11 protein-coding genes, 1 tRNA gene and 1 pseudogene are annotated in these 11694 nt (G+C 39.2%); 8 read left to right on the top strand and 5 right to left on the bottom strand.

From position 1 onward, the window contains the following. Window positions 1-604, bottom strand: a pseudogene (locus ACO5V7_RS04215) (O-antigen ligase family protein); the annotation flags it as partial. Window positions 605-775: 171 nt separating this feature from the next. Here ACO5V7_RS04215 and gpmA point away from each other — a divergent pair. The 3 genes from gpmA (at window position 776) to gorA (ending at window position 3840) form a co-directional block, all read left to right on the top strand. Then, on the top strand, window positions 776-1462 hold the full coding sequence (gene gpmA, locus ACO5V7_RS04210) for a 2,3-diphosphoglycerate-dependent phosphoglycerate mutase (RefSeq protein WP_485485173.1): 687 nt from the start codon (window positions 776-778) through the stop codon (window positions 1460-1462). An 11-nt stretch (window positions 1463-1473) separates the two neighbouring features. Beyond that, window positions 1474-2016, top strand: a complete 543-nt coding sequence (locus ACO5V7_RS04205) for a dihydrolipoamide dehydrogenase (RefSeq protein WP_485485172.1) — start codon at window positions 1474-1476, stop codon at window positions 2014-2016. 474 nt (window positions 2017-2490) lie between these two features. After that, entirely contained in the window at window positions 2491-3840 is a 1350-nt protein-coding gene (gene gorA, locus ACO5V7_RS04200) for a glutathione-disulfide reductase (RefSeq protein ID WP_485485171.1), read from the top strand. Window positions 3841-4110: 270 nt separating this feature from the next. On the opposite strand, the gene ACO5V7_RS04195 is transcribed toward gorA, so the two are convergent. Together ACO5V7_RS04195 and ACO5V7_RS04190 are read right to left on the bottom strand one after the other, a co-directional pair. After that, window positions 4111-4193, bottom strand: a tRNA-Leu gene (locus tag ACO5V7_RS04195). A 36-nt stretch (window positions 4194-4229) separates the two neighbouring features. After that, window positions 4230-4664 (bottom strand): SprT family protein, encoded by a 435-nt coding sequence (locus ACO5V7_RS04190; RefSeq protein ID WP_485485170.1) that lies wholly within the window; start codon window positions 4662-4664, stop codon window positions 4230-4232. A 121-nt stretch (window positions 4665-4785) separates the two neighbouring features. Between ACO5V7_RS04190 and trkA the strand changes: the two genes are divergently transcribed. From trkA to ACO5V7_RS04165, 5 genes are all read left to right on the top strand, one after another. Then, window positions 4786-6138 carry a Trk system potassium transporter TrkA gene (trkA, locus tag ACO5V7_RS04185; RefSeq protein ID WP_485485169.1) on the top strand — a complete coding sequence of 451 codons (1353 nt, stop codon included), beginning with the start codon at window positions 4786-4788 and terminating at the stop codon, window positions 6136-6138. A gap of 10 nt (window positions 6139-6148) precedes the next feature. Then, window positions 6149-7612, top strand: coding sequence for a TrkH family potassium uptake protein (locus tag ACO5V7_RS04180; protein ID WP_485485168.1), 1464 nt, complete (start codon window positions 6149-6151; stop codon window positions 7610-7612). A gap of 119 nt (window positions 7613-7731) precedes the next feature. Then, on the top strand, window positions 7732-8682 hold the full coding sequence (locus ACO5V7_RS04175) for a DUF1002 domain-containing protein (protein ID WP_485485167.1): 951 nt from the start codon (window positions 7732-7734) through the stop codon (window positions 8680-8682). 211 nt (window positions 8683-8893) lie between these two features. Continuing rightward, entirely contained in the window at window positions 8894-9220 is a 327-nt protein-coding gene (locus ACO5V7_RS04170) for a hypothetical protein (RefSeq protein ID WP_485485166.1), read from the top strand. 251 nt (window positions 9221-9471) lie between these two features. After that, on the top strand, window positions 9472-10083 hold the full coding sequence (locus ACO5V7_RS04165; RefSeq protein WP_298646237.1) for a DUF4230 domain-containing protein: 612 nt from the start codon (window positions 9472-9474) through the stop codon (window positions 10081-10083). A gap of 68 nt (window positions 10084-10151) precedes the next feature. Here ACO5V7_RS04165 and ACO5V7_RS04160 read toward each other — a convergent pair whose 3' ends face one another. Both ACO5V7_RS04160 and gloA read right to left on the bottom strand, forming a co-directional pair. Then, window positions 10152-11018, bottom strand: coding sequence for a zinc ribbon domain-containing protein (locus ACO5V7_RS04160; RefSeq protein ID WP_298646239.1), 867 nt, complete (start codon window positions 11016-11018; stop codon window positions 10152-10154). A gap of 267 nt (window positions 11019-11285) precedes the next feature. Next, on the bottom strand, window positions 11286-11663 hold the full coding sequence (gene gloA / locus ACO5V7_RS04155) for a lactoylglutathione lyase (RefSeq protein WP_070444179.1): 378 nt from the start codon (window positions 11661-11663) through the stop codon (window positions 11286-11288). Window positions 11664-11694: the final 31 nt, after the last annotated feature.

Here is an 11694-nt window from a genome sequence, read left to right as displayed (position 1 = left end):
CGAATAGATTAATTCCAATCGCAACAGCACCAATGAACTTCCAGAACCAACTCTTTGTAATGCTGAGTAAGTAGAATGCAATCATAATACAGAAGCAACAAATAATGCCGTAATAGTTCGGATTAAAGAAGGTGACTTCCGCCCGGTTTTGGTGCCATACTTGCATCTGTGGTGATAAGAAGGTGTAGTTAAATTTATGAACGATTTCGTAGTGTTCTAAGAATGCGAATCCCGCAGCAAAAATACTGATGAGTAAGACCGTCTGTAGAACGATATGGAAAAAGTCCGGTGTCAATCGTCTTTGATAATATTTGAAGAAAATGGCATACATCAAAAATCCAACAGTGATGCCAGCTCCTAAGTAGTTGCCAGCTACCATCGAAACGATGAAGCTAAATCCGATAAACGCCAGTAAGAACGGGTGGGATACTAGGTCTTTAAAGACTTGTTTTAATTTTCCCGTAAAGGCGAGAAGGATGATATATAAGACGAACAATGTTAGGAATAAATAAAACGGAAGGAAGCTACTGATAATGAGTAAGTACAGCGCTAAGTCCTGATTCGAGAATCGTTTTATCTTTCCGATAATCGTTAGTAATTTCATAATGTTCCTTTCAGGTAGTGTTTCTACCAATCATCTAATGAAATAGATATCAGCTTATTTTACCACTAAATGATGTTTTAGGGCAAATGTCAACACATTGGGCGCCGTTCTTTGAAACTTTCTGAGAACAGGCGTACAATAAAAGTAGAAATTCAGAAAGAAGGAATGAACATGAAATTAGTATTTGTTCGACATGGAGAAAGTGAATGGAACGCCCTCAATTTATTTACCGGTTGGAGCGATGTGGAGTTAACTCCTAAAGGGGTAGAAGAAGCTCATCACGCAGGAGAAATGCTGCGTTCATTAGGCATCCAATTCGATCATGTCTATTTATCAGTATTAAAAAGAGCTATCCACACAGGACACATCGTCTTGTCTGAATTAAATCAAGACTATTTACCAGAAACAAAGAGCTGGCGATTAAACGAACGCCACTATGGAGCCTTACAAGGACTCAATAAACAAGAAACACGCGAAAAATATGGTGACGAACAAGTGTTGCTTTGGAGACGTTCATACGATGTGATGCCTCCGCTACTTAGCGAGGAAGAAGCAGCCAAACAAGCCAAAGACCCGCGCTACAAACATCTACAAGTGAAGGATCTTCCTCAAGGGGAAACATTGAAAACAACCTTGGACCGCGTGCTTCCAATTTGGCAAGATGAAATTGCGGTGGATTTACTCGACGGTAAGAACGTGCTCGTTGTAGCGCACGGAAACTCTCTTCGTAGTCTAGTGAAATACTTGCTCAACTTAAGCGAAGAAGAAATCTTGAAATTTGAAATCCCAACTGCAACACCGCTTGTATTTGACCTCGACGAAAAACTACAAGTGAAAGACTATCATTTTATTAAATAAGGAGAATGCCAATGAAGTGGGAGAAGAAACACACTTTAGAAGAAACCGTTGAATGGAGGGGCCTAGCGGAGAGCGACATGCAGCCGTTCAAAGCGTATGTAAATGAAAAAACACCAGGAATTTGCGGAACCTACGCGGCAGCTTCGTTGACAGTTCTCATGGCCAAACGCGAAGGTGTCGTGACACAATCGATGGACGAGCTATTAGAGAGCATGGAGGCGTCGATTGAATACGCACTTCCATATCGCGGAACTTTCTACTGGGACGTGCAACGCGGACTCAATCAGGAGTGGAAGAAATACGGATATAAAACACACTTTAATTTATTTAGTGAAAAGGTCACACCAGGCCTTCTTGAAGACGGAGTGCCTGTTGTCGTAGGAACCACTACAGCTCTTGGTAGTCCGTATAAAAACCACTGGCTTGTCGTGTACCAATACGCCTTCGATTCAACGGGCAAACTTTGGTACAAGGCATACGATAACCACGGCTCAATCACTACGATTATCCCAGCCGTCCAAACTCTATGCGCCCTCTGGCTTGAAAAGCTCTAGTCACAGCACCTTAAGAATCAACTAGAAAGCATCCAGCTTACAAACTGAAAAACAGAATTAAACTACTAGCACAGTAACAAGGAGCGAAGAGTCCGTTATTTGTCACATGATTCTATCAGAGCATTTTTAAACTCTGACTCAAAAATTGATCAGCACTAAAAAATGATTACGAAGAAGCCTGCGGATTTAGATAGAGCTTTTAATTAAGCAAAGTTAATATGAAATAGACCCAGTAGCTGATTGAATTAAGCTTCATCACTCGTGATTTGCTTAATTCTAATCAGCCTTGCGAGGGTAAGACTACGAAGCAAAAAGGACTCACACTGTGAGTCCTTTTTTAGCTTCTGTCTTACTCCCAAGGCTTTGCAGTAATCATTTTTTTCTGTGCCTAAACTAATTCTATGAGCAGGGTTTAAGACAAAAGCAAAAGCGCTCTGATAGAATGAGTGTGACAAAATAACGGAGGATGAGCGTATGAAGGAATTTGATTTAATCTCTATCGGTGGCGGTAGTGGCGGTATTGCCACAGCAAACCGTGCAGCAATGCATGGTGCCCGTGTAGCCGTAGTAGAAGGAAACTTACTTGGAGGAACCTGTGTAAATATCGGCTGTGTTCCTAAGAAAATTATGTGGTATGGAGCGCAAATTGCAGAAGCGATTCACGCATATGGTCCAGACTATGGATTTACTGCAGAAAATGTCACTTTTGAATTTGCGACATTAAAGAAAAACCGTGAAGCGTATATTGACCGTTCACGAAATTCTTTTAATGGGACTTTTGAACGCAACAACGTAACGGTAATTAAAGGGTACGCGCGCTTTGTCGATGCCCACACGATTGAAGTGAATGGGGAAGAGTACCGTGCCAACCATATCGTAATTGCGACAGGGGCAAAACCTGCCATTCCAAACGTGGAAGGAAAAGAACTTGGGGGCACTTCTGACGATGTATTTGCTTGGGACGTGTTGCCACAATCCGTAGCCATCTTAGGCGCTGGATATATTGCCGTAGAACTTGCTGGTGTTTTACATGCTCTAGGCGTGAAGGCAGACCTATTTGTTCGCCGCGATCGTCCTTTACGTAACTTCGACCATTCGATTATTGAAGTACTCGTTGCGGAAATGGAAAAATCAGGACCAACCTTGCACACAAACAAAGTGCCACAAAAATTGGTTCAACTTGAAGATGGTAGTGTGGAAATTCATTTCGAAGATGGAACAACTTTCGCTGCTGAAAAAGTGATTTGGGCAACAGGACGTTTTCCTCATACAGAAGGATTAAACCTTGAAGCTGCAGGAGTGGAATTAACAGAACGTGGATTTATCAAAGTGAATGAATTCCAAGAAACAACAGCCCAAGGTGTGTACGCACTGGGAGACGTTTCTGGTGAAAAAGAATTGACGCCAGTAGCGATTAAAGCAGGACGCACACTAGCAGAACGTTTATTTAACGGACAAACAAACGCGAAAATGGATTACTCAACAATTCCAACAGTCGTATTCTCACATCCAGCCATTGGAACAGTGGGGCTTACAGAAGAGGAAGCCATGAAAGAGTACGGTAAAGAAAACGTGAAGGCATACTTATCAACGTTTGCTGGAATGTATTCAGCCGTGACAAGCCATCGCCAACAAGCGCGCTTCAAACTCATCACAGCAGGAGCAGACGAAAAAGTAGTAGGCCTCCACGGGATTGGATATGGCGTTGACGAAATGATTCAAGGGTTTGCCGTAGCCATTAAAATGGGTGCAACCAAAGCCGACTTTGACGCAACCGTCGCGATTCATCCAACAGGAAGCGAAGAGTTTGTGACGATGCGTTAAGGATGTGAGGGAGAGTGGTCAGCTTTCGACCCTTTACCGAAATTAACGCAAGCGTCCGATAAGGACGTGCGGATAATTATCGGAAAGGAACGCGAAAGCTACGAGCCTGAACTCAACTACACAGGATGTGAGCAAAAGCGTTCAGCCAATATTCACAGTGTGAATGTTTGGTGACGGTGAGCTTACCTTCATCACTGCACAGAACATTTAGATATACAAGCACAAAAACACCCTAGATGGTCATCCATCTAGGGTGTTTCATTTTCTTTATGCGGCCGGCGGGACTTGAACCCGCACAGGTATACACCCACTGCCCCCTCAAGACAGCGCGTCTGCCATTCCGCCACGACCGCAGAACTATTTCAGTTTATCAAATGTTTGTTGAAATTTCAATCTAAAAGAATTAATTTTCCGTGACATTTTCCGCACGCATAGCGTTTTGTATTCATCTTACGCATTCTAGGGTAGTGGTGATGGCACGATGTACATTCGTAAATGAAGTTCGGCTCTCTCATTCGCTCGACAAATCGGCTTCCACCTACTGGAGCGAGCAGGCGTTTGAAGTCTTGATCACGGTGACGATAGCCGCCACCTGTTTGATGCAAGTGATAATGACAGAGTTCGTGTTTAATGACGCCAATCAAAGCTTCTAGCCCCAGTTCTTGTTCGACAAGGGGGTTAATCTCGATATTTCCCGTCTTCAGAAGATAACAACCACCGCTAGAACGCAGACGTTTGTTATAAGTGATTTTGTGCGTGAATTTTCGTTGAAAAAACGTGCGCGAAATCTCCTCGGTTAAGTTTTGTATTTCGTGTTCGTTCATAATTGCCTCCGACCTTAGTGTAACATTCTTTGCACCTTTAGAAAACAAGATAAACTTTGACCTTTCCGCACCAGACGGGTAAAATAGGAGGGTATAAGATTTTCAATCTGGAGGAAACTAAATGAAAATTGTTGTTGTCGGTGGGGGGAAAGTCGGCGAAGTCATTTGCCAAGAACTCTCAACGGAAGAAAATGACATTGTATTGATTGATAAAAATCAAGATTTAATTGATCGACTCTTAAACAAATTTGATATTATGGGAATTTGTGGAAATGGTGCTAGTTACGATATTCTTGTGGAAGCAGGAGTGGAAAACTGTGATATCTTTATTTCCGTAACGGAAATGGATGAAATTAATATTATTGCGTCAATCCTTGCGAAAAAAATTGGGGCGGAATATACAGTTGCACGTGTGCGTAATCCTGAGTATTCACAACAATTACAACTCATTCGTGAAAGTCTAGGAATTTCATTACTGATTAACCCTGAGCTTTCGACAGCTCGTGATATCGCGAATAACTTTAATTATCCTTCTGCATTAAGTGTGGAAAATTTTGTTGGAAATCGAGTGAGCTTACTGGAGCTAGAAATCAACGAAGGATCACGTCTTGCTGGATTAACCTTAAAAGAAGTGCGTAATCGTTTTGAATCCATCTTAATCTGTGTGATTCATCGTAACGAGCAAAGCTTTATTCCGGACGGAGATTCAACACTAGAAGCAGGAGATCATGTGTATATTACTGGAGCTTATCCTGACTTACGTAATTTCTTAAAATTAACAGGACAAGAAACGAAGAGTGTCTCTTCGGCCGTGATTGTTGGTGGTGGTCGTATCACCTATTATTTACTCAATATGTTGAAACAAACTAAAATCGATACGAAAGTGATTGAAGTGAATGAAGAACGCAGTGAAATTCTAAGCTATGCATTTCCACATACAACAGTAATTCATGCCGACGGAACTGATCACGATGTATTAGAGGAACAACGCATTACAGAATATGATGTGTTTGTATCAATGACAGGGATTGATGAGGAAAACTTAATCCTTTCTGCATATGCTAAACAACAAGGCGTTCAAAAGATTATTACGAAGATGAGTCGTCCAGCTCTTCTTAAAGTATTTAAAGGTTTTGACAGTCAATCAGTTGTGACTCCAAAACATATCGTGGCTAATGAAATTATTCAATTCGTTCGTTCACGTTCAAATACTCAAGGGTCAAATGTTGAAGCATTATACCGTTTAGCAGATAACCAAGTTGAAGCACTGCAATTCCGTGTTCAAAAGAATAGTGCGATTTGTGGCATTCCATTATCAGAACTCAAAACAAAATCAAATCTCTTGATTGCGTTTATTGTTCGTGGACAACAACTAATCTATCCAGCCGGAAATGATACCATTGAACCATTTGATAAGGTAATCGTCGTGACAACGGAAAAAGACTTTGACGACATTAACGACATTTTGGAATAGAGGTGTCGCAATGAATATAAAAACAGTTCGCTATTTTGTGGGAAAAATGCTTCAAGTTGAAGCAGCACTTTTAGCTTTACCACTGATTGTTAGCTTTATTTATCAAGAGTCACACACTCAAAAACTTGCTTATGCTGGTACGATTTTGATGTTGCTCGTAATTGGCTCTCTCTTAAGCTTTAAAAAACCGGAGCCGCTTAAAATTATGGCGCGAGACGGGGTTGTTACCGTTGCACTGAGTTGGATTTTACTCTCTTTCTTTGGAGGATTACCCTTTGTCTTTACGGGTGAAATTCCAAATGTGGTAGATGCCTTCTTTGAAACAGCAAGTGGATTAACAACAACGGGATCAAGTATTATTCCAGATCTTTCTGTATTAGCGCATTCTTCATTATTTTGGAGAAGTTTCACTCACTTAGTCGGTGGGATGGGGGTACTGGTTTTTGCACTTGCGATTCTGCCCAGTCATGGTTCCGAATCTGTACAATTAATGCGTGCGGAAGTCCCTGGACCTGTGTTTGGGAAACTTGTTTCTAAATTAGCGCATACTGCACAAATCTTATATATGATTTATTTAGCAATGACTGCCGTACTAGTGATTATTCTAGTCGTCTTCCAAGTACCACTCTTTGATGCTTTGCTTCTAGCGTTTGGTACAGCTGGAACAGGTGGTTTTGGGGTTAACAATGCTGGATTTAGTATTTACGCCAATCCAGCAGCTGTGGAATGGATTATCGGAGTAGGGATGATGCTCTTTGGAATCAACTTTAACTTGTACTACTTTGTCCTTTTAGGCGCTGTTAAAGATGTGATTAAAGACGAAGAAATGCGTACGTATGTCGGAATCGTTCTCAGCTTTACGATGATTATTTTTATCGTATTGACGATTACTCAAACGGCTTTAGGAGTTCCGATTCGTAGCGTCTTCTTTACGGTATCGTCGATTATTACGACAACCGGATATTCAACGGTCGACTTTGGACTCTGGGGCTTGTTCCCACATGTGCTCCTTCTACTTCTAATGTTTATTGGAGGATGCGCAGGATCAACAGCAGGAGGGATTAAAGTTTCTCGTATTATCGTGTACTTCAAGAGTGCGATTGCCGAATTAAAACGTATGGGGCAACCACGCCGGGTCTTTGTACCAACGATGAATGGAAAACCAATTGACAATAAGATGGAGAAGAGTATTGCGAACTACTTAATCGTGTATGTGTTGTTCTTCCTCGTATTGTTACTCTGTGTGTCATTTGAAGCAGGCGATTTTACAACAGCCTTCTCAAGTGTGGCCGCAACCTTTAACAACATCGGGCCAGGGCTTGGTCAAGTTGGGCCTACAAGCAACTTCTCGATGTATTCGGATTTCAATACATTTGTCCTTTCAATTGGGATGATTGCAGGACGTTTGGAAATTTATCCAATCATTATGCTTTTCTCACCAACAACTATGAAGGCATTTACTCGAAGACGTTAACAAATTCTTAAACAAATAGATAAAGAACTTTAAGGAAAGAGCACTCTTTTCTTAAAGTTCTTTTTGTATACTAGAGTTGTAACGAGTGAGTTACGATTTTGAATAAAGGAGGTTCATTCATGAAGAAATGGGTGAAAGGAACCGCAATTGTCCTTGCATTGATGGGATTATCCATGAAAAGTGCATATGCCATTGATACAACCAGCATTAATGAAAAATGGGGAAAACCAACCGTTGTTTATGGCGGAGGATTAAATGAATCACAAATTAAACAGACATCAGAGTTATTAGGAATTAAAGATCCGAATACTGTTAGAACTGAAAAAGCAACTGGGCAAGATATGATTAAATATCTAGGAAGTGGAGATGGAAACACTTCTGTTATGATCTCTTCAGTGATGGTTCAAAAGAAAGATAAAGGGACTGGAGTTAAGGTTCGTATTAAGACTCCTGAAAACATCACCCTAGTGACAGCTGAGCAATATGCCAATGCGGCCATCACTGCTGGGGTAACTGATGCGGAAATTGAAGTAGCAGCAGTATCAAAGGTAACTGGAGAGTCCGCTTTAACAGGTGTATATAAAGCCTTCGAAGCAAACGGGGTTCAGCTGGACGCCAAACGTACTGAAGTAGCTCAACAGGAATTAGAAGTGACGAATAAAATCGCGCAAGAAAATGCAAACCAAAAAGGATTCGATTCCTCAAAACTCGATAAAGCGATGATTGAAATCAAAAAAGAACTTGCGGAACTCAAACAAAAGCAAGGACAACTAGCTACAAAAGAAGATATCGAACGTATTATTAACGAGGCCTTGAAGAACAACTCATTGCAAAATGTGATTTCCCAAGACCAAATTAATGCATTAGTCGCTTTTGCGCAAAACTACCAAAACACAAGTGCGATTGATTCCAAACAAGTATTAGAGCAATTAAATAGCTTGTCAAAATCAGTCGGCGAAAAGATTAACAGCTTAGTCGAACAAGCCAAAAACGAAGGATGGTTGGACAAAATTGCCCAATTTTTCACTTCCATCTTTGAAAGTATTAAAAATCTATTCAATCAGCAATAGGAAAGTTCGATTGAATATTTAATAAACAAAAAGCAGTCGTACAAGAACCAACTAAGAACAGCTGTAAGTTCTTAGAATCCCCCTCTTTAGGTTCTTGGAAGGCTGTTTTTTTGCTTTTCTTCCATATCACCATAAGTTCTTCACAATAAAAGAATAAATTAATGTTATAATTTTTTAAGAAGATAGGGCATGTAAAAAGGAGAATAGTGCAATGAAAGAATGGATAAAAAAGTATACCGTGTATATTGTTATTGCCATGATGTATTATTTCATTCCGTTATATTTAGTCAAAGATACAGGAAGTGGCATCTTTCTACTATTGATGGTCATCCCTATAATTGTATTCCTTATTTCACTAGTCTTCGCTAAAAAGAACGGATTTAGATGGTATTTTTCTGTTATCGTTGGATTATTGTGGTTTCCGAATGTGTTTATTTTAAATGACTCTGCCAGTAGTTATACAATGGTTTATGGAGCCATTAGTTTTATTGGCCAATTGATTGGAAATCTTCTTAGAAAATATAGAAAGTCCATTTAGTTTCTAATCATGAAAAAGAGTTAAAATCAACAAATAACCCTGACCAGAGATGGTCAGGGTTTTCTGTTTTTATTTTAGAATAAGATAAGATGCAACAACCCTATTTTATACTTTTTTGGAGGGTATTAATATTTTTAGAAGATAATATGAAATATTATGTTGACTGTTATTTTTAGAATGTGTAAAATTTACATATGCTATTAAAAGAGAAGTTTCTTTCAGAAAAGCAAAAATAGTGGAGGGTATGTAAATTGAGAAGTACAAATAAAAAGAAGAAATTTAATATGTTTAGTGTTCTATTGAATGTGGTATTAATAGCTATTATAGCTATTGGAGTGCTGTTTTTCTTACCTAAACAACAAAAATCAGAAATCAAATCTTCAATTAATATCGAAAGTATTGAAAAAGTGAATGAAGTTGTATTTTTGAATGCAGGAGTTAATGAAATTATTACTGAAACAAAAACAACCCAAGTTTTTGGGTTTGATGTGCCGTTCTCTAGAAAAACAGCATTAGTGATTTTAAATTATACAGCTAAATTTGGAATTAAAAGTAGTGTAAAGGTTGAACAAATAGCTGAAAAAGAATATAAGGTTATCGTTCCAAAATTTGAAGTAATTGGTGTTGAACTTTCAAAAGATAATCCTTACAATTTGTATGATAATCATGGAGAGTTGTTAAGTGGAACTACAGAAGATGTTGATACTGGTAAATTGGTCACTAACCAACTTTCTAGTGATAAACAAGCAGAGTATTTAGATAAATTTAAGAGTGCAATTAAAGAATCTGCAATCAATTATTATAAAACAATATTTGCTTCAATGGATTCTGAAGTAAAAGTAACTATAGAATTTACAGAATAATTCTTTCAAAAAGAATAGTAGAAACAAAAAAACCTGACCGTCGCTGGTCAGGGTTTTTTGTTTCTATTTTAGAATAAGATTAAGAGTAAGCTGATGGTGATAATCAGTTGTATCACTAAACCAAGTAGGGATAAGTAAATTGGATCGATGGTTGATTCTGTTGTGTTCTTAAACATCGATGACGTAAAGGTCACGATGTAGAGTAGGAAATGTGCAAAGAATACAATGACGATTCCAACGAATAACCATACAGGGCTAATGAAGGTCATGACTGTCGCAACGGCAAGTAGAACAATGGCTAAAACGTTCATTCCTTCGTATTGTGTCAACCAGTAGTTAAACACGTGTTGACGTTTTTGGAAGACGTGTTTCAATCCATAAGAAACTGTTGGGAACCCAAGGTAGAACACCGCGTAGAAGAGGATGAAACGAATGAACATCCAAATGTAGTTTGGTGTACTTGTTAAACTTGGTAAGATTGAAATGTCTGCAAAGATTTGGTATTGACCAATAATCGAATGAATTAAGTGTGTTGAGACAAATGCGGACATCACTGTTGCCAAAATAATTAAGGCATATCCATATGAACGGCTATATTGACGTTTACGTGAATAGTGGTTTGTCGGTTGTGCCAAACGTTCTCCAAAGAACGTGAAGAAGCGTTTAAATTTATTCCAAGCTCCTGCATAGGCGAAGCGGTTATTCTTCACACGGTTTTCTTGTGAGCTACGGTTATCTTCTTCAGGAATAGTTGTTTCTACTTTCGTTGTAAACGAAGCAGTAGGTTCGTTATTTTCATCTAATAAGTCTGTTTGAACTCCATCATTTGGCTCAATGGCAGTAGGAGCAGAAAGTTCATCTTGAACGGTACCACAATAAGGGCAGAGTTTTTCTTTTTCGTCAATCATTTCATGACAGAATGGACATTGTTTCATGAAGTTTCCTCTTTCCGTATGTATTACTAAATTTCATTGCTATTGTATCATAATTTTACTATAAAAAAAGACTAGGAACTCCTAGTCTTAGCGTGGCATCTTTTCAGATGAGTAGGTCGTGTTCACATCACGAACTACAAACAGCTACATCCGGTAGTGTGCCTAGGCACTCCTGTTCCACATAACTCGCAGTCTCTAATGTACTGCGTGTCGCCTCATCGCATAAAATACATTATAGCAGAGGGTGTGTGGAATGTCATGTATGAACTATTTTTCGCGGATTACTTCGATTTTGTAGCCATCTAAGTCTTTCACGAAATAGTAGTTTGCAGGATGTCCTGGTAAACCTTTTAAGTCTGTAACGTCGTAGCCTTTAGCAACGTGTTCAGCGTGAAGTCCTTCTAAGTCTTTAGCGCTGATTGCGATATGACCATATCCGTCGCCGATTTCGTATGGTCCGTGACCGTAGTTATATGTTAATTCTAATTCATAGTCATCTCCTTCAAAAGCGAGATAAGCGATTGTGAATTTATGTTCTGGGAAGTCTTTTCTTCTTGTTTCTTTAAAACCGAATGCTTCTTCGTAGAAACGAATGCTTTCTTCTAGATTTTCAACACGGACACAAGTATGCAACATTTTTGACATGGTGTGACCTCCTTTATTTATTTTATTTAAG

Source organism: Granulicatella sp. (assembly GCF_057274575.1).
Note: the sequence above shows the minus strand (reverse complement) of the source record. Positions and strands in the feature narration are given on the sequence as shown.

Excerpts from the sequence above, each read along its gene's own strand:
- trkA (WP_485485169.1), top strand. The coding sequence starts at position 4,786 with ATGAAAATTGTTGTTGTCGGTGGGGGGAAAGTCGGCGAAGTCATTTGC.
- gorA (WP_485485171.1), top strand. The coding sequence starts at position 2,491 with ATGAAGGAATTTGATTTAATCTCTATCGGTGGCGGTAGTGGCGGTATT.
- gloA (WP_070444179.1), bottom strand. The coding sequence starts at position 11,663 with ATGTCAAAAATGTTGCATACTTGTGTCCGTGTTGAAAATCTAGAAGAA.
- ACO5V7_RS04190 (WP_485485170.1), bottom strand. The coding sequence starts at position 4,664 with ATGAACGAACACGAAATACAAAACTTAACCGAGGAGATTTCGCGCACG.
- ACO5V7_RS04180 (WP_485485168.1), top strand. The coding sequence starts at position 6,149 with ATGAATATAAAAACAGTTCGCTATTTTGTGGGAAAAATGCTTCAAGTT.
- ACO5V7_RS04170 (WP_485485166.1), top strand. The coding sequence starts at position 8,894 with ATGAAAGAATGGATAAAAAAGTATACCGTGTATATTGTTATTGCCATG.
- ACO5V7_RS04205 (WP_485485172.1), top strand. The coding sequence starts at position 1,474 with ATGAAGTGGGAGAAGAAACACACTTTAGAAGAAACCGTTGAATGGAGG.
- gpmA (WP_485485173.1), top strand. The coding sequence starts at position 776 with ATGAAATTAGTATTTGTTCGACATGGAGAAAGTGAATGGAACGCCCTC.
- ACO5V7_RS04175 (WP_485485167.1), top strand. The coding sequence starts at position 7,732 with ATGAAGAAATGGGTGAAAGGAACCGCAATTGTCCTTGCATTGATGGGA.
- ACO5V7_RS04160 (WP_298646239.1), bottom strand. The coding sequence starts at position 11,018 with ATGAAACAATGTCCATTCTGTCATGAAATGATTGACGAAAAAGAAAAA.